Raw genomic sequence first — 25,075 nt, 5'->3', positions numbered from 1 at the left:
GGCTCCTGGTGAAGTGATGAACCGTCAACTGACCACTGACAGAACGGGAACAACGATGACCATCGGCACAGGCACGCGCATGGGCAGACGGGCCGCGATCGCGGCGACGGCCGGCGCCGTGCTGTCCACGGGGGTTCTCACGGCCGCTCCCGCACAGGCCGCTCCGTCGGCGCCGACCGTGTCGGCCCAGGGCGCGTACGCGATGAACGCCGCCACCGGCAGGACGCTGTTCGGGAAGGCGGCGGACACCGAGCTGCGGACCGGCTCCACGACGAAGATCATGACGGCGCTCGTGGTGCTGTCGCAGCGGAACGTGGACCTCGGCCGCAAGGTGAAGATCAAGAAGGAGTACACGGACTACGTCGTCGACCCGAAGACCCACCAGCTGCGGTACTCCACCGCGAAGCTGATCCTGGGCGACTCGATGAAGGTGGGCGACCTGCTGTACGGGCTCATGCTGCGGTCCGGGTGCGACGCGGCGTACGCGCTGGCGGACACGTACGGATCGGGATCGACGACGGCCCAGCGGACGAAGTCGTTCATCGCGAAGATGAACAGCAAGGCGCACGAGCTGGGCATGACGCACACCCACTTCGACTCGTTCGACGGGGTGTCCAACGGGAAGAACCACGCGTCCCCGCGGGACCTGGCCAAGCTGGCCGGGGTCGCGTTGAAGAACAAGACGTTCAAGAAGGTCGTCGGCACCAAGGTGTACCCCGACATGCAGTCGTACCGGCCCGGCGGCGGCACGCACGCGATGGAGGCGTGGAAGAACACGAACACCCTGCTGAACACCTATCAGGGCGCGATCGGCGTGAAGACCGGATCGGGCCCCGAGGCGAAGTTCTGCCTGGTCTTCGCGGCGACCCGGGGCGGCAGGACGGTCGTGGGCACGGTGCTCGCGGACACGACGGACGACGAACGGTTCAAGGACGCGAAGAACATCCTCGACTACGGCTTCGCGCAGCGCGGCTGAGGCACGGCGGTGAGGGCCGGGCGGACACCTGTCCGCCCTCACCGACTCCTCGGCCCCCACCGCCTCGAGAGTGTCGAGGACGAGGCGGCCTCAGACATGAGTGAACGCCAGGCCTGTGGCGCCGCCGTACACCTCCGCCCCTTCGCCGTCCGGGGCCCGCAGGTTCCACCACTCGGACAGGCCCCGGTCGGGCAGGCAGCCCACGGTGACGGGACCCAGCACCTCACGGATCGCCGCCTCCTTCATCGGAACCGGCTCGCCCTCGCGGAACTTCAGCACGGGGAAGGGGTGGCTCATCGCTCTCCGCCGGCGCTCGCCCGGGCCCGGCGCTCGGCGGCGTACCCCTGCGCCACCACCAGCGCGATCGTGGCCAGGCCGAGCACGGTGACCAGCGTGTTGATCCAGAAATAGGCAGGGCTGCTCGGATAGGTGCCGCCGTCGTCCAGGACGCAGTCGAAGCGCAGCGGCAGCCAGGAGGCCGTCTGCCCGACGAGGTGGTCGGCCCGGTAGTCGTCGCGGCAGTCGTGGGACGGCGTGGAGTCCGCGCCCGAGGAGGAGTCGTGCACGGCGAACGCGACCGCCCCGGCGCCGAGCAGATACAGGATCACGGCGCCCGAGCCGGTCATCCACGCGGACCAGCGCAGCAGATCCGACCGCCAGTCCGGCCGCCGGCCGGGCGCGGCGACGGAGAGGAGCTTGACGGCGACGGCGATCAGCCAGACCGGGACGGCGAAGACGGCCGGAATGCACAGGAAGGTGAAGAACGTGCCGAGCCAGGAGTCGTCCATCGGACGAGATCATCAGGAGCCGGTGAGCCTGGCTGTGGCGGAGGCCATAGTTCCGGCCACAGGACGGTCACAGGTTCCGGGGACACCCGGCCTCCTCGGGCGCGACGCCGTGTCACAGCTCGGTACCTGAGTACCTCGCTACCGAACATGCCGCCTGCACCTGTCCTTACGCTGGCCTCTCTGCGTGGCCGGGGAGGCCACTGATTCATGGGGGACTGCGCCATGCGCACATGTATGCGCCGTGCCGTTGTGCCGGCTGTTCTGGTCACTGCCGTCGTGCTGACGGGGTGCACGTCGTCAGGGGGCGACGCCGAAGCCTCGCCGTCGAAGACCGTCGTCGACGACACGCAGGAGAGGTCCACCGTTCAGCCTTCGCCGTCGGCGTCCCCGTCCGCCCCGGTGTCGGCGCTGAGCGTCGGTCAGACGGGCACGTACGACGTCGGAGAGACGGACGGTGCGGGTGCGAACCACAAGGTGATGACGAAGATGTCCGTCACTGTCGTGAGCGCGAAGTACGTGACGCCTGCGGAGATCGACACGACCGACAGGCCGAAGGGGCAGTACGTCGAGCTGACGCTCACGTTCAGGAACGTCGGCAAGGCGCCGGCGCACGTGGAGACGTACGGCAACCTGCTGTGGGAGGACTCGTCGGCGGCCGCGCAGGACGCGACCACGCTCGAACGAGTCGGCGACGGACCGGGCCTCGACACGACGTACAAGCCGGGCCAGGGCCTGACGGGGACGCTCGTCCTCGACGTCGCCCGGCGCGGCGGGTTCCTGAGCTACACGTACACCGACGACCCGAACGGCGAAGTACCGTTCATGGTGAAGCTACCGAACTAGGGCCACTCCCCCTTCGCGTCCCGTGCCGCCGCCTCCTCCCGGCACCGGAGCCCCGGCGCGGCTCGATCGCGCGACCTGCGCCTCACGAGGACGCTCGCCTTGCAGCCGAGCCACGGAGGCACGTCCGGACCTCGAGGCCCGGGTGATGCCGGACGTCGCGCCATGGTGGCGGCAACGGAGCCACGTCCTCTCCGCGGATGCGTGGGCATCTGCGCCGGAGCACTGACGTGCATGATGGAGATATGGATCTTCGAGTTTTCACCGAGCCCCAGCAAGGGGCGACCTACGAGACGCTCCTCCGCGTCGCAAAGGCCGCTGAAGAACTCCACTACGGGGCGTTCTTCCGGTCTGATCATTACCTGCACATGGGCAGCGTCTCCGGTCTGCCCGGCCCCACGGACGCGTGGATCACGCTTGCAGGCCTCGCACGCGAAACCAGCCGCATCCGTCTGGGCACGCTCATGACGGCGGGCACCTTCCGCCTCCCCGGCGTCCTGGCCATTCAGGTGGCCCAGGTCGACCAGATGTCCGGCGGACGGGTTGAGCTCGGTCTGGGCTCCGGGTGGTTCGAGGAGGAGCACAAGGCGTACGGCATCCCCTTCCCGAAGGAGAAGTTCGGGCGGTTGGAGGAACAGCTCGCGATCGTCACGGGGCTCTGGAAGACTCCCACCGGCCGGCGTTTCGACTTCGACGGGAAGTTCTACCAGCTCCAGGACTCACCGGCGCTGCCGAAGCCTGCTCAGGCCAAGGTGCCCGTCCTCATCGGTGGTCACGGTGCGACACGGACGCCGGCTCTGGCGGCGCAGTACGCCGACGAGTTCAACATCCCGTTCGCCTCAGTGAAGGACAGTGAGCGGCAGTTCGGCCGGGTACGCGCCGCTGCGAAGGCGCACGGCCGAAAGGGTGACGACCTCGTCTACTCCAACGCCCTGATCGCGTGCGTCGGAAAGACGGACGCCGAGGTGAAGCGTCGGGCGGATGCCATCGGCCGTGACGTGGACGAGCTGAAGGCCAACGGCCTGGCCGGCTCCCCGGCGGAGGTGGTCGAGAAGCTGGAGCGGTACAAGGCCGTCGGGTCGCAGCGCGTCTATCTCCAGTTCCTGGACCTTGACGACCTGGCCCATCTGGAGCTGATCGCTGCGCAGGTCATGCCGCAGGTCTGACGGACGGACCGTCGCGGCGGGGACTCGAACCCCAGAGCCGGCAGGTCCTCACTGCATGCGAGGGCCGGCGCTGCGCCAACCAGCCACCGCGCAAGCATGCGCAGCGCTCCGGCTCGTCGGCGAACGGGGCCGGAGTCGAACCGACCTGCGCGGATCGTCGGGGCACCCCTGCCTCTTCGCCACCATGGTCAGGGGGAATCGAACCCCACACCGTCACCGCAAAGACCTGTGGAGGACGAGGCGACTGCGGCGACGTCCGCGAGGCACGGGCGGGGCGGCAGCGAGCCGCACAGCCGCCCTCGTCGCTCCCTCAAGACGCTACCGACAACGCGGCGGGCCCTTGGCACCCTGGTAGAGCCCCTTGCAGCGGTGCTCGTGCAGCTCCTGCATGCTCTGCCGGACGTGGTCGAGCTGTGCTTCCTGGCTTCCTTTTTGCACGGCTCGCGCCCCGTCAACCTCACTGGTACCGCCAGGCGCGGCCATCCCCGGTCGGGGTGAAAATCGTCAACCGTGTCCGCGGGGGCCGGGCAGGCCAGTGACCGGCAACCGCAGTGATCGTTGGGCGGTCGGAGCCGGGCCGTCCGGCACCCGCGCCGGACGGCCATCGTCCTCGCGCGTCATCGCCCCGGTCCTCCCCGGGGCCGGGGGCCGAGGAGGCCGTCATGTCCGAAGAGTCCGTGGAGTCCGTTCCCCCTCAGGGTGGCTCCGCCGGTCGGCCGAAGGGGCTGCTCGAGCAGATGGAGGAGCTGATGGCGGCGCTGAACGCGGATCTGTCGGCGCTGGATGCGGATCTGCAGTCGGCCGGGGGGTCGAAGTGGGGGCCGGCCGAAGAGGCTGAGCTGGGGTGATGTGCCGTTGCACCGGGGGCTGCCGCCCCCAGACCCCCGCATCGGCCTGAACGGCCTCGTCCTCAAACGCCGGACGGGCCGAGTGATGTGGACGCCCGTCCTCACCATGCCGAGCAGGCTGGGGATGTGGTCGCTCACCGAACAAACGCCGCGTGAGCCGGGGGTGTCGTGGCCCGTCCACGAAAAGCCACGCGAGCCGAGGGTGTGGCCGCTCATCCGTGAGACGCGCCGCGAGCCGGGGGTGTCGTCGCCCGTCCACGAATCGCCGCGCGAGCCGAGGGTGTGGCCGCTCATCCATGGGATGCCGCGCGAGCCGGGGGTGTGGTCGCCCGTCCTCGAAGGCCGCGTGGGCCGGGTGGTGTGGTCGCCGCTCCCGAAGCACTGCACGGGCCGGGTGGTGTGGTCGCCGCTCCCGAGCACTGCACGGGCCGGGTGGGCGGTGTGGCCGCCTGTCCTCGATCTCCGGACGGGGTGGACGGTGTGTGGTCACCCGTCCTCGAACACCGCACGGGCTGAGTGATGTGGCCGCTCGTCCTCAAGTGTCGGCAGGGACGGCAGGGCCGGGCCGTGTGCCGTTCGCCTCCGAGGTCCCGGTGCGGCCGGCGTCGTCTCGGGTGGTCGTCGGGCTCGGCGGCGTGGTGCTCGTGTCAGACGCCGGTCGGGCTGTCCTTCGCGTTCTCCGGTAACGCCTCCTCGCGCGCCGCCAGCTTGCGCAGCATCTCCAGGACCCGGTCCCGGGATTCGTCCGCCGCGTCGATGGCCTCCATGCACTGCCAGTACGTCGCCTCGTCGGCCGCGGTGCTGGCCATGCCGACCAGGGCCATGCCGACCTCGCCGAGCAGGCCGTCGAGGCTGAGCAGGGTCTGCCGGGCGTCCGCCAGCTCGGTGAGCTGTGCGGCGCGCAGGTCTTTGGGGTCGACTTCCGGAGGGTCCAGGACGCCGCAGCCGCGGCCCGCCAGCTCGGTCAGCCCCAGTGCCTCGCCCCGCAGCTCCGGCGGGCCGGAGACCGCGAGCCGACTGCCGATCGCCTGGGCCAGGGCCTGTGCCTGCCACACCTCCGCCATGATCTCGGGCTCGTCGGCGCCGCCCGCCAGGGCACGCCTGCTGGTCAGTATGAGCCGCACCGCATCCATGCGCTGCCCCCGTCCCGTCAACCGTGCGTTCCCGCACGTCCGTCCGAACTCCCTTGTCCACTACCCAGCGTGAGGTGCCGTGGGACGAAAAGCCAGAGGAAGACGGAAATCTGCGGACAACAATTCGGATTCGGCGGGAAATTCGACTGCGAAGAGTAATAACGGAGCTTGGCACTCCGCCCGTTGGGGTCGGCTGGCGCGTCAGGGGGTGTCGTCCGGTGCCGAAGCCGGGAAGCGGTGTTCGTTGCGGTCGATCTTGGCCGACAGGGCGGTCAGCGGGTCGATGCCGAGGACCTCGCAGAGCTGGAGGAGGTAGGCGAGGACGTCCGCGACCTCGTCCGTGACGCGGTGCGCGGTTTCCGGGTCGTCCATCACGCGGGCCGACTCCTCAGGGGTCAGCCACTGGAAGATCTCGACGAGTTCGGAGGCCTCGACGCTGAGCGCGGCCACGAGGTTCTTGGGGGTGTGGTAGGGCTGCCAGTTGCGCGCGGCGGCGAACTCGGCCAGCCTGCGCTGGAGTCCGGCCAGGTCAGGGTGTTCCGTCACGGGTTCAGGTGTACCACTGTGACGCCCCGGACCCGCTTGGCCCACGAGGCGTCGCTCACCGCGCCCACGCAGCGGATGTGCCCGCGCTCGCCCATCCGCACCGCCGTCCGCAGGAGTTCCCGGCGCTGGCCGGGGTCGAGGCCGCGGTCGAAGCCGTCGGCGAGCACGGTGAGGCTGCGCAGGGCATCGGGCACCTCTCCCGGCGTGTCGACGTCCAGGACGCCGGGCCCGGTGAGGAGCACCAGCGCCAGCGCGGCATAGCGCAACTCTCCGTCGCCGAGCCGGGCCAGATCGGTACGGAAGCCGTCGCCACGGTCCAGCAGCGCCCGGACGGTGCCGTCGGCCATCGGCTCGGCGACCAGGTCGGCCACCGGGCCGGCGCAGCCCGCGCGCAGCGTCTCGACCAGATGGGCATGCCGGCGGCCGCACTCGAACCGGGTGCGCCATACGACGTCGGCGAGGTTGTCGCAGCCGGGCATCAGCCGTCCCGAGCCCGTCGGAACGGGGATGCGCATGTACTCGGGGCGCGGGTCGCAGGCGAAGACGGAGCGCAGGGCGACGACCATCTGCTCGGCGGCGGCGAGCACCTGCCGCTGCCCTTCCGTCTTGCCCGCCACCCTGAGCGGCAGCAGAGCGGTGCCGAGGCGGTCGTCGGGCAGCGGAGCACGGGTCACCGGGGAGGCGCCCGCGGTGTGCCAGGCGGCCTGGACGGCCCGGCGCCCCGGATCGCGCAGGGCGGTCTCCAGCAGGACGACCCCCCGGGCCGTCAGCCGTTCACCCACGATCCGCAGCTCGGGTTCGGCCTGGACGGCCACGTCGAGCCGGACCGGCCCCTCGGCGCCGTCGGCCGTGCACCCGATCCGGAACCCCCGCCGCCCCTCGCCGTCGGGCCGCGCCCGCTCCGGCACACAGGCGAGCGGGTCCGGGAACACCTCCGCGAGCGCCGCCCCTCCCCCGAGACTGGCGAGCGCCTCGTAGGCACCGAGCGCGGTCGATTTCCCGGCCCCGCTGGGTCCGGCGAACAGGGTGACGGCGTCCAGTGGAAACACGGCGCGCCGGTGCCCGGCGAACGCGGACAGCCGCAACTCGGTGATGCGGGCGCGTACGTCGACAGGGGTACCCGGGGAATCGGTGGCGGGCGGGGCCGCCCGGGAAGGGAGCCCGGGTGACGGGGGTGCCGTGTGCCCTGGGTGCCCCGGCGCCCGGACGGTCCGCGGCGTCCTCGCGGGCGGGAGGTCGTCACAGGGACCCGCCGGTTGCGGTACCCGCGCCGAGGGGCCCGCCACCCTGGCGGGCCGGGCCGGCACGGCGGAAGACGTCGTCGCTGCCGGGGCGTGAGGCGTGGCCACCGCCGGGGCGGGGGACATCGTCACAGCCGGGGCGGGGGACGTCGGCGCTGCGGGCGTCGAGGGGGCGGGGACCGCAGAGGACCCGGACGACGCGGAGGGCCCGGCGGACACGGAAGGCACAGCCATATGCGGACCGTAGGTCTGCGCGGAACCGGTGAACCGTTTTGCCCGCCGGGCCTTCCTACGATCGGGGGACGGCCGGTGCCCCTGCACCGGCCGCGCCGTCACCCGTATCAGCCGCCGGACACCCCCGCGTCCTCCATCAGTCCGCTGACCTCCGTACCGGGCGGGGTCAGCAGGAACACGTTGCGGTCGACCCGGTGCATCCCGCTGCCCAGGCCGAAGACGACGCCCGTACTGAAGTCGAGGACCCGCTTGGCGACCTCGTTCTCCGCGCTCGACAGGTCGAGCAGGACCGGCGCCCCGGCCATCAGCGTCTCGGCGACCTCCCGGGCGTCCGCGAAGACGTTGACCCTGAGGACCACGAACCGGCGGCGGGTCTCGGTCTCCGCGTCGGGCAGCGAGCGGTGGTTCACCGCTGACGGCCACGCGTCCCGGCCCCGCAGCGGCACGACCTGGGCGAGCCCCTCCCACTGTTCATCGGTGACGTCGTAACGGCTCACCGGCTCCCCCCGACCTGACTCGCACTCAATGCCTGCACCAGCCAATTCTTACGCCAAGTCACCCGTTCGGCCCAACAGCGACACGAAGCGCCACGGGCTCGCCGGCCACTCCGTCCGCCCCGCCGAGTGGCAATGTACAAATACGCCCGTTTCTTACCGCCCTCACACCGGACTCTTCACCTGCCGCCACGCCCCGCTCACCGGCCACCGTTAGCGTCCGGTGTCGTGCACTTGGCAGAAACACAGCAGGTGACACCCGGCCGGCGGACGCAGTCGGCGGTGTCCGCCGTCCCGGGAGCCCGCGCGGCGGCCGCGGCGGCCCCGGAGGCTCCCGCACAGTGGCACCGGGTGCTGACCCTGCTCGCGGACATGAGCCTGTTCATCGGGACCCGGTCGGTGTGGAACCAGGCGGCCAGTCACCGCCTGGCCCTCGCGGCGGTGATCTCCGTCTGCTACGTCTCGATCCTGATCAGCGGCGTCCTCGCCCTGACGGTCCGACGGGCGCGCTCGCTGGCCCGTCTGGACCTGGTGGTGCTGCTGACCGCGGTCACGCTCGCCCTGTGCACGTGGGCGCTGAACCACGCCGGCGGCGACGAGGCCGTCCTCACCACGCAGGCCGCGCGGGAGATGCTGGCCGGTCACCAGGTCTACGGGCAGCCGTGGCCCTGGCTGTTCCACACCAAGGGTGTGGCGCTGACGGCGACGATAGACGGCGGTTACGACTACACGTACGGCTATCCCCCGCTCGCCCCGCTGCTGACCGCGCCCTTGCTGTGGCTGGGTCACGGCGGCGTCCCGGCGACGGCGACGGCGACGCTCGCGCTGATCGCGTGCGCGGTGGTGCTGTGGCGGATGCTGCCGATGCCGTGGCGCTCGGCGGCGACGATGCTCTGCCTGGGCTTCAGCTTCCTGCCGACGTACGCCCGCCAGGGCTACCCGGCGATCGTCGCCCTGGCCCTGCTGGTGCCGGTCGTGGTGCGCTGGCCGCGGATCGGCGTCGGCGGCCGGCTGGGCGCCCCCGGGATCGCACGGGCCGTGTGCCTGGGCGCCGCGTGTGCGACCCAGCAACTGCCCTGGTTCGTGACACCGTTCCTGCTGGCCGGCATCTACGCCGTGCGCCGCGGGGAGCTGGGCGGGCGGGCGGCCTGGGCGGTGGTGCTGCGGATCCTCGGGATCGCTGCGGCGGCCTGGCTGCTGATCAACGCGTACTTCGTGGTGCACGAGCCGGGCCCCTGGCTCGGCGGGATCGCCCTGCCGCTGACCCAGGGCGCGGTGCTGCACGGCCAGGGCCTGGTGGACATCTCCCTGTACTTCACGCACGGCAGCGACCGGCTCGACTGGTACGGCCACGCGAGCGTGCTGCTCGCCGCGGCCCTGCTGGGCCTGTTCGTGCTCTTCGTACGGCGGCTGGGCCCGGCCGCGACCGTGCTGCCGTGGTGCGCTTTCTACCTGGCGACCCGCTCCCAGGACGGCTACTACCTGATGATGACGCCGCTGTGGCTCGCGGCGGCGGTCACCGTGCCCCTGTCGGACTTCACGCGCGCCTGGCAGCCGCGCCCCCGGTGGCTCACGGGTCCGCGCCGCCGCCCGGCGCTGGTGGGTGCGGTCGTACTGCTGGTGCTGCCCGCGCTGGTGAGCGCGACCCTCGCGGTGTCGGGTCGGCCGCCGCTGCGGATGGACGTCACGGCGGCCCGCCGGGCCCCGGGGCACACGCTGTCGGCACTGACCGTGCGCGTGACCAACACCGGGAGCGCCCCGCTCACCCCGCACTACATGTTCACGACGGGCCAGGGCATGAGCAAGTACTGGTCCCTGGGGCACGGTCCGGCCACGATCCCCGCCCACACCACGGCGACCGTGGAACTCCGGGCGCCCGGAGGACGGTTCCCGCTGTCCGCCAAGAAGAGCGCCCGTTTCCGGCTGCGTGCCTTCACGGCGGACCCGCAGACGCTCTCCACCCTTGACGTAGGACCGGCCGATCTGGACCGGAAGGCCGGCCGGCAAGGCTGATCGAAAGGGCTGAGCGAAAGGGCTGAGCGGAGACGCCGAGCGGGAAGGCCGGGCCGGAAGGCCGGGCCGGAAGCGGTCGGCTCCTCAGCCCGCCGCGAGGCTGCACCGCATCAGGCCGCCGCGCGGGTGAACCGCAGCCCCGCCGTCACCGTGGTCAGGCCGCGCATCATGCCCAGCTGGTTCCAGGTCACCCCGAACTGGTCCCGGTCCACGGTGAACTCGGCCTCCAGGGCGAGCGCCTCGGCCGTCGCCGAGGTCAGGCGCGCGGTGACGGTCAGCGGCCGGCTGATGCCCCGCACGGTCAGCTGACCGGCGACCCGGACGCTGTCGCCGACGAGGCGGTCGGCGGAGCGGGCGGCGAAGGTGATCTCCGGGTGGTTGCCGGTGTCCAGCAGGTCGGCCGAGCGCAGGTGGGTGTCCCGCTTGGTGTTCCCGGTGTCCAGGGAGGCCACGTCGAGTCGCACGGTGCCGGTGGCCGAGCCGTCGGCACGGACCTCGCCCTCGCCCGTGACGGCGGCGAAGGTGCCCTTGACGGTGACCAGGCCCCAGAAGGTCTTGTGCCGCAGGCCCACGGTGGACGCGGTCGGGTCGAGCTGCCAGGTGCCTGTTTCCACGGCGACGGTCATGACCGTCCTCCTGTTCGATGAGATCAATGGTTCAAATTTGGATGACCTCACGCTAACCCACTATCCAAATTTGGACAACAGGTAGACTCGAATCCATGGCCGCCTGCGACGAGAACCCCGCCGACCAGCCCCCTTGCCCCTCCGCCGGGGGCGGCGGGCTGCTCCCGGGCGAGCTGCGCGCCTGGATGCTCCTGCTGGCCGCCACGGGCGCCGTGGAGCAGCGGCTGCGCACGGTCGTGAAGCAGTCCCTCGACGTCTCCCACGACGAGTTCCTCATCCTGTGCCTGCTGGCCGAGCAGCCCCGGGGCGGCCTGCGCATGACCCGGATCGCGGAACTCCTCGGCCGCCCCAAGACCCGGCTCACCTACCAGATCGCCTGCCTCCAGCGGACCGGTCTGGTCACCCGCGAGTCCGTGTGCGGGGACAGACGGGGCATCGAGGTGGCGCTCACCGACAAGGCCCGGCAGCGGCTGCGGGAGGCCTCGGGCACGCTCGCGGACACGGTGCGCGAGGCGCTCTCCCGGTTCGTCGGACCCGAGCAGCGCGAGGCGCTGGGCGCGCTGGTCCCCGACCTCGTCGACGCACCTCGGCAGCCGCAGGAACCGTAGGAAATCGGGCTCTTGAGGGCGTGAGCGGTCCAGGTCACTGACGCAAGGAGGGAAACCTCACAGGCCGCGATGTGCCGTCACTCACTGCTGCTGCCCTAGCATCCGAGCCATGACGGTCCTGCCTGACGACGGGCTCACACTGGCCGCCGAGTTCCCTGACGCGACACACGAGCAGTGGCAACGCCTGGTCGAGGGTGTGCTGCGCAAGTCGGGCAAGGAAGTCTCGGGTACGGCAGCTGAGGACGCCCTGTCCACGATGCTCGAGGACGGGCTGCGCACCCGGCCCCTGTACACCGCGCGCGACGGCGCGCCCGACCCCGGCCTGCCGGGCTTCGCCCCGTTCGTGCGTGGCAGCCGCCCCGAGGGCAACACCACGGGCGGCTGGGACGTACGGCAGCAGCACGCGGCGCTCGCCGACGGCGCGGTCCTCGCCGACCTGGAGAACGGCGTCACCTCGCTGTGGCTGCTCGTGGGCCGGGGAGGCATCCCGGTGTCCGGCATCGCGCGCGCCCTCGACGGCGTCTACCTCGACCTGGCCCCGGTGGTCCTGGACGCCGGGCGTGACGTGGAGGCCGCGGCGGCCGAGCTGCTGCGGCTGTACGAGGACAGGGGCGTCGCCCCGGAGGCCGTGCGCGGCAGCCTGGGCGCGGACCCGCTCGGGTACGAGGCCCGCACCGGCTCCTCGCTGGACTTCGCGCCCGTGGCCGCCCTCGCCGCGCGCTGCGCCGAGCGCTACCCGGGCCTGCGCGCGCTGACCGTGGACGCGCTGGCGTACCACGAGGCGGGCGGCTCGGCCGCGCAGGAGCTGGGCGCCTCCCTGGCGACCGGTGTGGCCTACCTGCGCGAGCTGACCGAGGCCGGCCTCACGGTCGAAGCGGCCTGCGCCCAGCTGGAGTTCCGCTACGCGGCCACCGCCGACCAGTTCCTGACCATCGCCAAGCTGCGCGCGGCGCGCCGGCTGTGGGCGCGGATCGCCGAGGTGTCCGGGGCGCCCCGAGCGGGGGCGCAGGTTCAGCACGCGGTGACCTCGCCGGTGATGATGACCCGCCGCGACCCGTGGGTGAACATGCTCCGTACGACGGTCGCGACCCTGGCCGCCGGGGTCGGCGGCGCCGACTCCGTGACCGTGCTGCCGTTCGACCATGCGCTCGGGCTGCCGGACGCGTTCGCCCGCCGTATCGCCCGCAACACCTCCACGATCCTGGTCGAGGAGTCCCACCTGGCCCGGGTGATCGACCCGGCGGGCGGCTCCTGGTACGTCGAGCGGCTCACGGACGAACTCGCCCATGCTGCCTGGGAGTTCTTCCGCACCATCGAGCGGGACGGCGGCCAGGCGGCCGTGCTGCGCTCCGGCCGCCTCCGTACGGACCTGGCGACGACCTGGGCCGAGCGTTCCAAGCGGCTCGCCAAGCGGCGCGAACCCATCACCGGTGTCAGCGAGTTCCCGCTGCTCGCCGAGAAGCCGGTCGAGCGCGAGCCGGCGCCCGAGCCGCCCTCCGGCGGGCTGCCCCGGGTCCGCCGGGACGAGGCGTACGAGGCGCTGCGCGCCCGCTCCGACGCCCACCGGGCGGCGACCGGCTCCCGCCCCCGGATCTTCGTGGCGACCCTGGGTTCGGCCGCCGAGTACACCGCGCGGGCGACCTTCGCCGCCAACCTGTTCCAGGCGGGCGGGATCGAGGCGGTCACCGAGGGCCGCTTCGAGGACAGCGGCGCGCCCGAGGCCGTGGTGTGCTCCAGCGACGCGCTCTACGCCGAACAGGCCGGGCAGGCAGCCCAGTCACTGCGCGCCTCGGGTGCCCGACATGTGTTCCTCGCGGGGCGCCCGGCCGACCACGCCGGCATCGACTCGTACGTCTTCGCGGGCTGCGACGCCGTCGCCGTACTCTCCGCGACCCTCGACCGCATGGGAGTGTCCTGATGGGAATCCCCGACTTCTCCGGCATCGAGCTGGGGGCCCCGGTCACCGAGGGTGGTGACGGGGAGTGGCGCCGGGCCGTCGAGCGGGCGACGGGCGCCGCGGAGCCGCTGTGGGAGACCCCGGAGGGCATCGGGGTCAAGCCGCTGTACACCGGCCGTGACCTGGAGGGCCTGGACTTCCTCGGCACCTACCCGGGCATGACGCCGTATCTGCGCGGCCCGTACCCGACGATGTACGTCAACCAGCCCTGGACGATCCGTCAGTACGCGGGCTTCTCCACCGCCGAGGAGTCCAACGCGTTCTACCGGCGCAATCTGGCGGCCGGCCAGAAGGGCCTGTCGGTCGCCTTCGACCTGCCCACGCACCGGGGTTACGACAGCGACCACCCGCGGGTGACCGGCGACGTCGGCATGGCGGGCGTCGCGATCGACTCGATCTACGACATGCGGCAGCTCTTCGACGGCATCCCGCTGGACAAGATGACCGTGTCGATGACGATGAACGGCGCCGTGCTGCCGGTGCTGGCGCTCTACATCGTGGCGGCGGAGGAGCAGGGCGTACCGCCCGAGAAGCTGGCCGGGACCATTCAGAACGACATTCTGAAGGAGTTCATGGTCCGCAACACCTACATCTATCCGCCGAAGCCGTCGATGCGGATCATCTCCGACATCTTCGCCTTCACCTCGCAGCGGATGCCCCGCTACAACTCCATCTCGATCTCCGGCTACCACATCCAGGAGGCCGGCGCGACGGCCGACCTGGAGCTGGCGTACACCCTCGCGGACGGTGTCGAGTACATCCGCGCCGGGCGCGAGGCGGGCCTGGACGTGGACGCGTTCGCGCCCCGGCTGTCGTTCTTCTGGGCGATCGGCATGAACTTCTTCATGGAGGTCGCCAAGCTGCGGGCGGCGCGGCTGCTGTGGGCCAAGCTGGTCTCCCAGTTCGAGCCGAAGAACACCAAGTCCCTGTCCCTGCGCACCCATTCGCAGACCTCGGGCTGGTCGCTGACCGCGCAGGACGTCTTCAACAACGTCACGCGTACCTGTGTGGAGGCGATGGCGGCGACCCAGGGCCACACCCAGTCGCTGCACACCAACGCCCTGGACGAGGCCCTCGCGCTGCCCACGGACTTCTCGGCGCGCATCGCCCGCAACACCCAGCTGCTCATCCAGCAGGAGTCGGGCACCACCCGGGTCATCGACCCGTGGGGCGGCAGCGCCTACGTGGAGAAGCTGACGTACGACCTCGCCCGCAAGGCCTGGGCGCACATCCAGGAGGTCGAGCAGGCCGGCGGTATGGCGCAGGCCATCGACGCCGGTATTCCGAAGCTGCGCGTGGAGGAGGCGGCCGCGCGCACGCAGGCCCGCATCGACTCCGGCCGCCAGCCGGTGATCGGCGTCAACAAGTACCGGGTGGAGAGCGACGAGCAGATCGAGGTCCTCAAGGTCGACAACTCCTCGGTGCGCGCCCAGCAGATCGAGAAGCTGCGGCGGCTGCGCGCTGAGCGGGACGAGACCGCGTGCCGGGACGCGCTGGACGCGCTGACCCGGGCCGCGGACGGCGACGGGAACCTGCTGGAGCTGGCGGTGCGTGCGGCCCGCGCCAAGGCGACCGTCGGTGAGATCTCGGACGCCCTGGAGAAGGTGTACGGCCGGCACGCGAGCCAGATCCGTACGATCTCCGGCGTGTACCGCAACGAAGCAGGGGAGTCCCCGTCCGTGGACCGCACCCGTGCCCTGGTGGACGCCTTCGAGGAGGCCGAGGGTCGCCGGCCGCGCATCCTGGTCGCCAAGATGGGCCAGGACGGCCACGACCGCGGCCAGAAGGTGATCGCCACCGGCTTCGCCGACCTCGGCTTCGACGTCGACGTCGGCCCGCTGTTCCAGACCCCGGAGGAGGTCGCCCGCCAGGCGGTCGAGGCGGACGTCCACGTGGTCGGCGTGTCCTCGCTGGCCGCCGGTCACCTCACCCTCGTACCGGCGCTGCGCGAGGCACTCGCCGAGGAGGGCCGGGAGGACATCATGGTCGTGGTCGGCGGGGTGATCCCGCCGCAGGACGTGCCGACGCTGCTGGAGATGGGTGCCGTGGCCGTGTTCGGGCCCGGGACCGTGATCCCGGACGCGGCGTACGACCTGGTGCAGCGGCTGTCGGCCGATCTCGGCCACGACCTCTGATCCGCATGGCAGCGATCGATCTCGACACGTATGTGAAAGGTGTGCTCGACGGGAAGCGGGCCCTGGTGGCCCGCGCCATCACACTCGTCGAGTCCACCCGCCCCCAGCACCGGGCGCTGGCGCAGGAGCTGCTCACCGAGTTGCTCCCGCACAGCGGCCGGGCGCGGCGGATCGGCATCAGCGGGGTGCCGGGCGTGGGCAAGTCGACGTTCATCGACGCGTTCGGCACGCTGCTGACCTCGCTCGGCCACCGGGTGGCCGTACTCGCCGTGGACCCGTCCTCCACACGCACCGGCGGCTCCATCCTGGGCGACAAGACCCGGATGGAGCGCCTGGCGGTGGACCCGGGCGCCTTCGTACGGCCCTCCCCCAGTGCGGGCACGCTGGGCGGGGTCGCAAAGGCGACGCGCGAGTCGATGGTGGTCATGGAGGCGGCCGGCTACGACGTGATCCTCGTCGAGACCGTCGGCGTCGGCCAGTCGGAGACCGCGGTGGCCGACATGGTCGACTCCTTCCTCCTGTTGACCCTGGCCCGCACCGGCGACCAGCTGCAGGGCATCAAGAAGGGCGTCCTGGAGCTGGCCGACGTGATCGCCGTCAACAAGGCGGACGGCCCGCACGAGCGCGACGCGCGGGCGGCGGCACGGGAGCTGGCGGGCGCACTGCGGCTGATGCACGGCAAGGACGCGTTCTGGACTCCGCCGGTGCTCAGTTGCAGTGCCCGTGAGTCGATGGGCCTGGACGTGGTGTGGGAGCGCCTGGAGCAGCACCGCACCCTGCTCGACTCCACCGGGCGGCTGACCGCCAAGCGCCGGGACCAGCAGGTCGGCTGGACCTGGTCGATGGTCCGCGACGAACTCCTGGGCCGGCTGCACGCGGACCCCGCGGTGCGCGAGACGGCTCCCGCCCTCGAACAGCAGGTCAGGGACGGCTCGTTGACGGCAACCCTGGCCGCGGAGCGCATCCTGCGGGCGTTCGGCGCCGGCGAGCGGGGCACGTCCGCCCCGTGACACGTCGGCGGCCGGGGTCGCACCGGGCGGTGCGGTCCCCGGCCGGGAACGTCGCGGGACGGTGCCGGTCCCGTCGGCGGGGCGCCGGTCAGGCGCGGGCGGGGAGGCGGGCGGTCAGTTCGCCGATGACCCGGTCGGTCTCCTCGAAGAGGTAGAAGTGGTCGCCGGAGAACTCGACGGAGTCGAACGGACCGGAGGTCCACTCGCGCCATCGTGCGACCCCGTCCGGGGAGAGCCTGTCGTCCGCGCGACCGGTGAACGCCGTCACCGGGCAGGTCAGCCGGGCGTCCGGGCGGGGCGTGTACTCGGCGAGCAGCCGGTAGTCGCCGCGCACCACGGGGAGGATCAGGCTCCGCATCTGCGGAAGTTCCAGCAACTCCGGTTCGGTTCCGCCCAGTTCGATCAGCGCCTTGCACAACTCGTCGTCGTCCAGCTGATGCAGGCGCCGGGGCGCGGGGCAGTCGGGGGCCTCCCGCGCCGACACGAACAGCCGCTCGGGCAGGTTTCCCGACTCCCCCAGGGCCAGGGCCAGTTCGTACGCCACGGAGGCGCCCATGCTGTGTCCGAAGGCCAGCCACGGGCGGTCCAGCACCGTACGCAGGTCCGCGGCCAGATCCGCGGCGAGTGCCGCGATGGAGGCGGGCCAGGGGTCGCCGATCCGGTGCACCCGCCCCGGGTAACAGGCGACGATCAGCTCCACCTCGGGCGGCAGCCGCTTGGCCCATGCGGTGTACACGCTGTACGAGCCGCCCGCGTGCGGCAGACAGACCAACTGGAAGCGGGCCTCGGGGCGCGGCCGGGGGCGGCGCAGGGATGTGGGCTCCGTCATGTGCGGGTGGCGTCCCTTCTCTTCTGTCTTTAGGTCATTCTCCGCCGTCGGCCGGGCCGTCTCCCCGCGGGGTCATGCGGAAGTCGAACCCGAGCGTCCCGGGGTCGAGGGCCGTCGCCCCGCCGTCGACCGTGAGCACCGCGCCGTTGACGTACGACGCGGCCGGGGAGAGCAGCCAGCCGATGGCCTGCGCCACCTCGCGCGGTTCACCGGGCCTGCCCTGGGGCAGGGGCCTGGTCGCCTCCTCGTAGGCGGCCGCCACGCCGCCGCCCGGTTCTCCGGACAGTCCGGCTTCCTCGGCGAAGCGCGCCATGCGCCGGTCGGCCATCTCGGTCCGCACCCAGCCCGGGCACACGATGTTGGCCCGCACACCCTGCCGCCCGTAGTCGACGGCGACGGAACGGCACAGCTGGAGCAGGGCCGCCTTGGACGTGGCGTACGGGGCGTTGCTCGTGCCGTTGCGCAGGGCGGACACCGAGGCGACGGCGACCACCGCCCCCTTGGCCTGCAGCAGGTGCGGGATCGCCGCGCGCAGAAGCAGCAGCGGGCCGGTGACGTTGGTGCGCATCACCTCCTCCCAGTCCTGCAACGACATGTCACCGACCGCTCCCCCGCGGCCGATGCCCGCGTTGAGCACGAGCCCGTCGAGTCGCCCGTGCGCGGCCAGAGTCGCGCGGACGACCCCCTCGGCCGCATCCGGGTCCCCGATGTCGGACGGGTACGTGAGCGCCCCGGTCTCCCGCTCGACCCGCTGCAGGGGTTCGGCCCGCCGGCCGGAGGCGACCACGTGGTGTCCTTGCTCGCGCAACAGCCGTACGGTGGCTTCACCGATCCCCGTACCGCCACCCGTCACGATGACAACCCGCTTGTCCGTCACTGCAGTTCAGCCCCTTCGTCGAGATCACCGGACACCTCCGAGCCTAGAACCCGGTGATCCTTCGCCGACGACTTCAGGACCCGCCCCGTGCCGGTCCGAGGTGTGAGCGCCCCACAGCGGGGCAGGCTGAACTCGCCTCGTCGTGCACCGGTCTGTCTCATTTCCGCCGGATCGGCCCGGGAGTGGGTCTGGCCCCACCCACCCGTACGTCCAGGCCCATACCGTGGCCCTCCCGCACTCCGTAGCGTCGGCATCACCACGAGACGGAGGAAGACAGACATGGCCAAGACCAAGGACGCCACGGTGAATGCGACGCAGCTCACGGACCCCCGTGTCCAGGGGGCGTTCGAGACGGTGAAGAGCTCCATCAAGCTCTACGGCGCGCTCACCGCTGCGGCGATCGTCGTGATCGCCGTGGTCGCGATGACCGGTCACTCGGTGACCACGTTCATGTGGGTCCGGTCGGTCGTGCTGCTGGCGGTCGCCGTGGTGATCCACCGGATGGCCGTCACCGCCTCGCAGGGAAATCGAAAGGCTTTCGACCGCGTCGAGACGCTGAGTGCCATCATGCCCATCGCGATCATCGGCGTCGACCTGATCCCGGGTGTCTGCCCGCTCTGGTTCGCCGTGCTGCAGGGCGTCTGCGCGCTGCCCGTCATCCGCGCCGCTGTCGTCACCCGCGGATCCACGCTGCGCGCCGTGTTCCCCAAGGGTGCCTGAGGGCAGTTCCCCCCGACGGAGTTCCGTTCCCTGCGGGGTCACACCGATCAGGCCTCGACGCACCCCATCTCAAGACAACCTTTCGACCGACCTGTTGGCGTATGCCGGTCGGAGTCGCCGACGCCGGGACACTCCCCGGACCGCGGTGAACGTCCCACCCAGGAGGACCCCCCGAATGTTCCGACGTATTGGAACAGCTGTCGTCCGTCATCCCGTCTGGACGATAGTCGCCTGGCTGATCGCGGCGGTGGCCATCGTCGCCACGGCTCCGAGCCTTCCCTCGAACAGCGACGAGAGCAGCTTCCTGCCCAAGAGCTACGAGTCCATCAAAGCGGCCACCGTCCAGGACAAGGCGTTCCCGGCCGCGTTCACCCCGTCCGCGATCGCCCTCTACCAGCGCACCGACGGCAGCCCGCTGACCGCCGGTGACAAGCAGGACGTCGCCCGGATCACCGCGCAGCTGGGCAAGGAACACATCGACCAGGTACAGAAGGTCGTGGCCGGCCCGCCCTCGGCGGACGGCAAGTACACGATGACCCTGGTCCAGATGGACGACCGCACCGCCGGCCAGCCCAAACAGGCCGACGCCGCGAAAGTCCTGCGCCAGGACGCGAAGAAACTCGCCCACGGCACCCACCTCCGGGTCAGGGTCGGCGGACCCGCCGCCCAGGCACTGGACCAGCAGGACTCCTCCAAACGCGGCGACGCACTGATCGGCATCGGCACCTTCGCCATCATCCTGGTCACCCTGCTCATCATCTTCCGCGCACCGATCCTCGCCGTGCTCCCCCTGGTCCTGATCGGCGTGGTCTCCGCCATCGCCAACGGACTGATCGCCTACGCCACCAAACTGTTCGACCTGCAGGCCAACAGCTCCATCTCCTCCATCCTCATCGTCGTCCTGTTCGGCGTGGGCACCGACTACTTCCTGTTCCTGATGTTCCGCTACCGCGAACGCCTGCGCGCCGGCGACGAACCCAAGCAGGCCATGACCGAAGCGGTCGCCCGGGTCGGCGAGGCCATCGCCTCCGCCGCCGGAGCGGTCATCATCGCCTTCCTCGCCCTGACCCTGTCCACCCTCGGCTTCCTGCGCCAGATGGGCCCCGCCCTGGCCATCGCGGTCGGCGCCACCCTCGTCGCCGGCCTCACCCTGATCCCCGCCGTGGTCTCCCTCATCGGCCCCAGGGTCTTCTGGCCCTCCAAGTCCTGGAAGAGCGAACCCTCCAACGCCCGCTTCGCCGCCCTGGGCCGCGGCGTCCAAAACCGCCCCGCCCTGACCGCCGCCGTCTCCGGCCTCATCCTCCTCGCCCTGTCCCTGGGCACCCTCGGCTACAAAGCCACCTTCGACCTCGCCTCCGGCTCCATGCCCAAGACCAAGGAGTCCATGGTCGTCCAGGACCAGATGCAAAAGGCCTACTCCGCCGGCGCCGCCGCACCCACCGACGTCTACCTCACCAGCACCAGCAGCACCCCCCTCGACAAGAACACCTTCACCGCCTACACCAGGAAACTCGCCGCCGTCGACGGCGTCGCCGCCGCCCGCCTCGCCCAGGTCAACCAGCAGGGCACCACAGCCGACTTCACCGTCACCCTCAAATACGAGGCCTCCACCGACCAGGCCATCGACACCGTCCAGCGCGTCCGCGACACCGCCCACACAGACGCCCCCACCGGCACCCGCGCCGTCGTCGGCGGCCTCTCCTCGATCTACAAAGACATCGACACCGCCGTCAACCACGACTACCGCACCGTCTTCCCCGTCGCCGCCCTCCTGATCATGGTCATCCTCGGACTGCTGCTGCGCAGCATCGTCGCCCCCTGGTACCTGATCGCCTCCGTCGGCCTCGGCTTCGGCGCCACCCTCGGCTCCACCGTCTGGATCTTCCAGAAGGGCCAGGGACACTCCGGCCTGATGTTCCTCCTCCCCGTGATCATGTATCTGTTCGTCGTCGCCATCGGCACCGACTACAACATCCTCATGATCGCCCGCCTCCGCGAAGAAGCCCGCGAAGGCCGCACCCCCCGCGAAGCAGCCGGCATGGCCCTCAAACACGCCGGACCCACCGTCGCCGCAGCCGGCTTCATCCTCGCCGCCACCTTCGCCACCATGATGCTCGCCGGCAACGCCCTCCTCACCGAAATGGGCTTCGCCGTCTCCTTCGGCATCGCCATCGCCGCCTTCGTCATGGCCATGTTCTTCACCCCCAGCCTCACCGCACTCATCGGCCACGCCGCCTGGTGGCCCGGACACGCCGACCGAGCCACCCACCCAACCCCCACCACCACCACCGACGAGCCCGTTGCCGACGAGGACCAGGACAAGGTCGCGCACGACACCTCGGGGCTCGGCAGGTAGCTCCGGCCTCGCACAGGTCCCGTCCCGAGCAGGGACGACGAAACGACATGACCGCCACCTCCCAGGAGGTGGCGGTCATGTCGTGCCCCGTGCCGGTTCTGCGCACGGTCGCTCTACTTGATCTGGATGTCTGCCGCCCCGTCCTGCGTCCCCACCAGGTGAATCCTGTGGCTCCCCAGGCTGAGATCCAGCTTCTTGCCCAGCTTCAGGCTCACACCGTGCGAACTGAGCGTGACGGAGTCGTCGCTGACTTCTTCTATGTCCAGCTTGAGGTTCTCGACCTTGATCGATGTCCCGGAGCGCACGTGAACCGTGCAGGAGCTTCCCTCACAGCGCGAATCGACCTGATCGGGCAAGCCACAGCCGCTCACCGCGAGCAGCGGGGAAACGAGAGCGAGAACGCAGGCAACGGCACGTGCGGAGCGACGCATTGAATGATTCCGATCCCCGAGCGGCGCCCGGCCATGAGAACGATCCTGGCGAAGAGACGAGAATGCCGACCCTGGAGAACGTAGGGGCGGCAGGCCCACGCCCGGTATCCGGCTACGCCCCTTCGCCGGTGGGCCTAGCCCCACCCGAAATCCCGCGGACCGCGTGCCACGAGGGCGTACGCTTCGAAGAGATGCCCGTGGGACGTCCCCGCGAGTGGCGCAAGCACCCCGGAACCGCCGGGGCCGGCGCGTCCGATCCTGCCGATGGAGGTCCGTACCCGGTGATCGAGGAGCTGCTGCCGGACTCGGTGGTGGCCGTGGAGACACACGGTGACGACGAGGCCGACCAGGTGCCCCTGTACCCCGAGGAACAGGCGGTCGTGGCGCAGGCGGTGGACAAGCGCCGCCGCGAGTTCGCCGTGGTCCGCGGCTGCGCCCGCCGTGCCATGGAGAAGCTCGGGGTGTCACCGGTGCCCCTGCTGCCCGGCGAGCACGGCGCCCCGCGCTGGCCCAAGGGCCTGATCGGCAGCATGACCCACTGCGACGGCTACCACGCCGCCGCCCTGGCCCGCGCCACCGACCTGGCCTCCCTCGGCATCGACGCCGAACCTCATGCCCCGCTCCCGGACGGCGTCCTGCGCCCCGTCGCCCTGCCCGCCGAGCGGGAGCGCCTGGCGCAGTTGGCAGCACGGCAGCCGGCCGTCCACTGGGACCGGCTTCTGTTCAGCGCGAAGGAGTCCGTGTACAAGGCGTGGTTTCCCCTGACCGGGCAGTGGCTGGGCTTCGACGAGGCGGACATCGAGATGTACCCGGCCCCGGGAGCGGCGCCGCTCGGCCGCTTCCGCGCCGAACTGCTCGTCCCCGGGCCGCTGGTGGGCAGCCACCGGCTCGGGCACTTCGAAGGACGGTGGACCGTCCGCCAGGGTGTGGTCGCCACCGCCGTGACGGTCCCGCACACCTGACCGGCCCCACGGTCACCCCGGTGCAGGCGGGTTGTCCGGAATTCGCTCGGGCTGCCGGGCCGGTACACGGCCGTCCGGCGCCGACGGCCTCGACGAGCCACCGGGCGGGGCACCGGGGGCGGCTGGAAATGGGTGGGGCTAGACCCACCGGCCACGGGGCGTAGCGGGATACCCGGCGCAGGTCGGGCACCGTACGTTCGCCTGTAGCCGCCGGGATCCAAGTCCCGGCTGGCACAATGGTCGCCGTGGCGAAAGGAATGGGCGAATGAGGCTGCCCGCGGGAGGCGGTCCCCTGCGCCGGTGTGCCGAGATCGCGTCGGGGCTGTACCGGTCCCTGGTGCTGGTCGGACTCACAAGCATCGTCGCAGCTGTTGCCGTGGTCGTCGGACTGGGCGGCTCCCAGGTGGCCTATTCCTGGTCCGACGGGTTGACCGCACCCGGGTTCGTCCGGGCGCTGGCGACCCTCGGGGAGACCCTCGTGGTGGTTCTGTGGATCGCCGTGGCCGTCTGGATCGTGCACCCGCTGACCAGCAGGTCGCTCGCCAAGGCCGCGCGCCGCTGCGCGGAGCGCTGGCTCGGCCTGCACATCGAGGTGAGCTACCGCCCCGTTCCGCCGGTCACCCGCATGGCGACGGGCTACTGGTGGGACGGTCACGAGTACCACAAGTCCGAGCGGGAAGCCCGCCGCCGGGCCAAGGTGCACGCCCGATTCCGTGATCCGCAGTTGCACTGGGACGGGCTGTGGGCCGTGGTGGCCGGGGTGACCGTGCTGCCGGTCGCGGCCCTGCCGCTGCTCGCCCTGGCCTGCGGCGTGTACATGGCCTTTGCCCCGGGTCTCGTCGGGTACGGCATCGCCCTGATCGCCGCAGGCCTGGCCGGGGCCCCGTTCGCGTGGCGGATCTTCGGGCCCGTGGCGAAGCGGTTCCTCGGGCCGGTCCCGCGCTCGCGGCTCGGAAAGCGGGTCGAGCAGCTGGAGGCCATCCGGGCGGACCTGACCCAGACACAGGCGGCCGAACTGGAGCGCATCGAGCGGGGCCTGCACGACGGAGCCCAGGCCCGCCTGGTCGCCATGGGGATGTCGATGGGGGCCGCCGAGCAGCTCGTCGACACCGACCCCGCCGCCGCCAAGGCGCTCCTCGCCGACCTGCGCGCCACATCGGCCACCGCGCTCGACGAGCTGCGCTCGCTGGTCCGCGGCATCAACCCGCCCGTGCTCGCCGAGCGCGGACTGGTGGACGCGGTACGGGCCCTCGCACTCGACGCCACGGTCGAGGTCACCGTGCACAGCTCCGTACCCGCCCGGCCCGAACGCCCCGTCGAGTCGGCGGTCTACTTCGCCGTCGCGGAACTCCTTGCGAACGTCGCCAAACACGCCCAGGCCTCTCAAGTGACGGTCGAACTCGGATATGCGCAAGGCACGCTGACCGCGACCGTGACCGACAACGGCATCGGCGGCGCCACCCCCTCACCAGGCTCCGGGCTGCACGGGCTCGAACGGCGGATGAAGGCGTTCGGCGGCCGCCTGGAGATCGACAGCCCGACCGGGGGCCCCACCCACATCACCGCGGCGGTACCATGCGCATTGTCGTAGCCGAAGATCTGTTCCTGCTCCGCGACGGCATGGTCCGTCTCGTCGAGGCACACGGCCATACCGTGGTCGCGGCCGTCGACAGCGGACCCGCCACGCTCGACGCACTGATCAGCGAACGGCCCGACGTCGCCATCGTGGACGTCCGGCTGCCACCGACGTTCTCCGACGAAGGCCTCCAGGCCGCACTCGCCGCCCGCCGGAAGGTGCCGGGACTGCCCGTGCTCATCCTCTCCCAGCACGTGGAACAGCTGTATGCGCGCGAGTTGCTCGCCGACGGGCACGGCGGCATCGGCTACCAGCTCAAGGACCGCGTCCTGGACGCCGGCCAGTTCATGGACGCGGTCCAGCGCGTCGCCGACGGCGGTACGGCGCTCGACCCGACGGTCGTCGCCAAGCTGCTGGGCCGGCCCATGCGCGCCGATCCGCTCGCCACGCTCACCGAGCGGGAACGCTCGGTGCTCGCCCTGATGGCCGAGGGCCTGTCCAACGCGGCCATCGCGGGACGGCTGTTCCTCAGCGAGGGCGCCATCAGCAAGTACACGACCACGATCTTCGCCAAGCTCGGCCTCGCCACCGACGACGACACCAACCGCCGGGTCCGGGCCGTCCTCACCTACCTCGGCGCCGATGGGAAGAACGACCAGTAGGGCCCTCCCCGGGGCCGGTCCCCCGTGTCCCGAAGGGCGCGGGGCAC

General features: G+C 71.4%; 24 protein-coding genes. 14 read left to right on the top strand and 10 right to left on the bottom strand.

The genetic code is table 11. The features are described from left to right. Positions 1-55 precede the first annotated feature (55 nt). Positions 56-976: a serine hydrolase gene (locus AB0H32_RS19995; RefSeq protein WP_361121985.1), complete on the top strand. Its 921-nt coding sequence runs from the start codon at positions 56-58 to the stop codon at positions 974-976. 90 nt (positions 977-1,066) lie between these two features. On the opposite strand, the gene AB0H32_RS19990 is transcribed toward AB0H32_RS19995, so the two are convergent. Both AB0H32_RS19990 and AB0H32_RS19985 read right to left on the bottom strand, forming a co-directional pair. Further along, entirely contained in the window at positions 1,067-1,273 is a 207-nt protein-coding gene (locus tag AB0H32_RS19990; protein WP_361121982.1) for a hypothetical protein, read from the bottom strand. Beyond that, the gene (locus tag AB0H32_RS19985) at positions 1,270-1,764 is read right to left on the bottom strand and encodes a hypothetical protein (protein WP_361121979.1); all 495 of its coding nucleotides are present in this window, start codon (positions 1,762-1,764) and stop codon (positions 1,270-1,272) included. Before AB0H32_RS19985 ends, AB0H32_RS19990 begins: the two co-directional genes overlap by 4 nt. Before the next feature lie 234 nt (positions 1,765-1,998). Here AB0H32_RS19985 and AB0H32_RS19980 point away from each other — a divergent pair, with 234 nt between their 5' ends. From AB0H32_RS19980 to AB0H32_RS19970, 3 genes are all read left to right on the top strand, one after another. Next, positions 1,999-2,607, top strand: a complete 609-nt coding sequence (locus AB0H32_RS19980; protein WP_361121976.1) for a DUF4352 domain-containing protein — start codon at positions 1,999-2,001, stop codon at positions 2,605-2,607. 242 nt (positions 2,608-2,849) lie between these two features. After that, a complete protein-coding gene (locus AB0H32_RS19975) occupies positions 2,850-3,770 on the top strand; it encodes an LLM class F420-dependent oxidoreductase (protein ID WP_361121973.1) in 921 nt (306 codons plus the stop codon). A 662-nt stretch (positions 3,771-4,432) separates the two neighbouring features. After that, the gene (locus AB0H32_RS19970) at positions 4,433-4,618 is read left to right on the top strand and encodes a hypothetical protein (protein ID WP_361121969.1); all 186 of its coding nucleotides are present in this window, start codon (positions 4,433-4,435) and stop codon (positions 4,616-4,618) included. Between the two features lie 647 nt (positions 4,619-5,265). Here the strand turns inward: AB0H32_RS19970 and AB0H32_RS19965 are convergent. The 4 genes from AB0H32_RS19965 to AB0H32_RS19950 all read right to left on the bottom strand — a co-directional run bounded on the left by AB0H32_RS19965 (position 5,266) and on the right by AB0H32_RS19950 (position 8,269). Then, positions 5,266-5,751, bottom strand: coding sequence for a DUF6099 family protein (locus AB0H32_RS19965; RefSeq protein WP_361121966.1), 486 nt, complete (start codon positions 5,749-5,751; stop codon positions 5,266-5,268). Positions 5,752-5,952: 201 nt separating this feature from the next. Continuing rightward, entirely contained in the window at positions 5,953-6,297 is a 345-nt protein-coding gene (locus tag AB0H32_RS19960) for a nucleotide pyrophosphohydrolase (RefSeq protein WP_361121963.1), read from the bottom strand. Next, positions 6,294-7,664: an ATP-binding protein gene (locus AB0H32_RS19955; protein ID WP_361121960.1), complete on the bottom strand. Its 1,371-nt coding sequence runs from the start codon at positions 7,662-7,664 to the stop codon at positions 6,294-6,296. The genes AB0H32_RS19960 and AB0H32_RS19955 overlap by 4 nt, the downstream gene beginning before the upstream one ends. A gap of 215 nt (positions 7,665-7,879) precedes the next feature. Beyond that, a complete protein-coding gene (locus AB0H32_RS19950) occupies positions 7,880-8,269 on the bottom strand; it encodes a cell division protein SepF (RefSeq protein WP_361121957.1) in 390 nt (129 codons plus the stop codon). A gap of 369 nt (positions 8,270-8,638) precedes the next feature. Here AB0H32_RS19950 and AB0H32_RS19945 point away from each other — a divergent pair, with 369 nt between their 5' ends. Continuing rightward, on the top strand, positions 8,639-10,279 hold the full coding sequence (locus AB0H32_RS19945; RefSeq protein WP_361122058.1) for a hypothetical protein: 1,641 nt from the start codon (positions 8,639-8,641) through the stop codon (positions 10,277-10,279). A gap of 110 nt (positions 10,280-10,389) precedes the next feature. Here the strand turns inward: AB0H32_RS19945 and AB0H32_RS19940 are convergent, their stop codons facing one another. Next, the gene (locus AB0H32_RS19940) at positions 10,390-10,905 is read right to left on the bottom strand and encodes a YceI family protein (RefSeq protein WP_361121954.1); all 516 of its coding nucleotides are present in this window, start codon (positions 10,903-10,905) and stop codon (positions 10,390-10,392) included. 95 nt (positions 10,906-11,000) lie between these two features. Here AB0H32_RS19940 and AB0H32_RS19935 point away from each other — a divergent pair, with 95 nt between their 5' ends. The 4 genes from AB0H32_RS19935 (at position 11,001) to meaB (ending at position 16,615) form a co-directional block, all read left to right on the top strand. Then, on the top strand, positions 11,001-11,513 hold the full coding sequence (locus tag AB0H32_RS19935; RefSeq protein ID WP_361121951.1) for a MarR family transcriptional regulator: 513 nt from the start codon (positions 11,001-11,003) through the stop codon (positions 11,511-11,513). Positions 11,514-11,622: 109 nt separating this feature from the next. Then, positions 11,623-13,431, top strand: coding sequence for a methylmalonyl-CoA mutase family protein (locus AB0H32_RS19930; protein WP_361121949.1), 1,809 nt, complete (start codon positions 11,623-11,625; stop codon positions 13,429-13,431). After that, complete coding sequence (gene scpA, locus AB0H32_RS19925) at positions 13,431-15,605, top strand: methylmalonyl-CoA mutase (protein WP_361121946.1); 2,175 nt, start codon at positions 13,431-13,433, stop codon at positions 15,603-15,605. Before AB0H32_RS19930 ends, scpA begins: the two co-directional genes overlap by 1 nt. 5 nt (positions 15,606-15,610) lie before the next feature. Next, positions 15,611-16,615 carry a methylmalonyl Co-A mutase-associated GTPase MeaB gene (meaB, locus tag AB0H32_RS19920; RefSeq protein WP_361121943.1) on the top strand — a complete coding sequence of 335 codons (1,005 nt, stop codon included), beginning with the start codon at positions 15,611-15,613 and terminating at the stop codon, positions 16,613-16,615. 88 nt (positions 16,616-16,703) lie between these two features. On the opposite strand, the gene AB0H32_RS19915 is transcribed toward meaB, so the two are convergent. Further along, a complete protein-coding gene (locus tag AB0H32_RS19915) occupies positions 16,704-17,444 on the bottom strand; it encodes an alpha/beta fold hydrolase (RefSeq protein WP_361121940.1) in 741 nt (246 codons plus the stop codon). A gap of 34 nt (positions 17,445-17,478) precedes the next feature. Next, on the bottom strand, positions 17,479-18,321 hold the full coding sequence (locus AB0H32_RS19910; protein ID WP_361121937.1) for an SDR family oxidoreductase: 843 nt from the start codon (positions 18,319-18,321) through the stop codon (positions 17,479-17,481). Positions 18,322-18,600: 279 nt separating this feature from the next. On the opposite strand from AB0H32_RS19910, the gene AB0H32_RS19905 reads away from it, so the two are divergent. Continuing rightward, on the top strand, positions 18,601-19,041 hold the full coding sequence (locus AB0H32_RS19905) for a hypothetical protein (RefSeq protein WP_361121934.1): 441 nt from the start codon (positions 18,601-18,603) through the stop codon (positions 19,039-19,041). A 175-nt stretch (positions 19,042-19,216) separates the two neighbouring features. Continuing rightward, on the top strand, positions 19,217-21,397 hold the full coding sequence (locus tag AB0H32_RS19900) for an MMPL family transporter (protein ID WP_361121931.1): 2,181 nt from the start codon (positions 19,217-19,219) through the stop codon (positions 21,395-21,397). Between the two features lie 113 nt (positions 21,398-21,510). Here the strand turns inward: AB0H32_RS19900 and AB0H32_RS19895 are convergent, their stop codons facing one another. Then, the gene (locus AB0H32_RS19895; RefSeq protein ID WP_361121928.1) at positions 21,511-21,828 is read right to left on the bottom strand and encodes a hypothetical protein; all 318 of its coding nucleotides are present in this window, start codon (positions 21,826-21,828) and stop codon (positions 21,511-21,513) included. A gap of 281 nt (positions 21,829-22,109) precedes the next feature. Between AB0H32_RS19895 and AB0H32_RS19890 the strand changes: the two genes are divergently transcribed. The 3 genes from AB0H32_RS19890 to AB0H32_RS19880 all read left to right on the top strand — a co-directional run bounded on the left by AB0H32_RS19890 (position 22,110) and on the right by AB0H32_RS19880 (position 25,028). Next, entirely contained in the window at positions 22,110-22,790 is a 681-nt protein-coding gene (locus AB0H32_RS19890) for a 4'-phosphopantetheinyl transferase superfamily protein (RefSeq protein WP_361122056.1), read from the top strand. Between the two features lie 265 nt (positions 22,791-23,055). Further along, positions 23,056-24,381, top strand: coding sequence for a histidine kinase (locus AB0H32_RS19885; protein ID WP_361121926.1), 1,326 nt, complete (start codon positions 23,056-23,058; stop codon positions 24,379-24,381). Beyond that, complete coding sequence (locus AB0H32_RS19880; protein ID WP_361121923.1) at positions 24,366-25,028, top strand: response regulator transcription factor; 663 nt, start codon at positions 24,366-24,368, stop codon at positions 25,026-25,028. Before AB0H32_RS19885 ends, AB0H32_RS19880 begins: the two co-directional genes overlap by 16 nt. The last annotated feature ends 47 nt before the right edge of the window (positions 25,029-25,075 follow it).

Origin of the sequence: Streptomyces sp. NPDC020362 (assembly GCF_040642095.1) — a bacterium.
Classification (GTDB): Bacteria; Actinomycetota; Actinomycetes; order Streptomycetales; family Streptomycetaceae; genus Streptomyces.
Note: the sequence above shows the minus strand (reverse complement) of the source record. Positions and strands in the feature narration are given on the sequence as shown.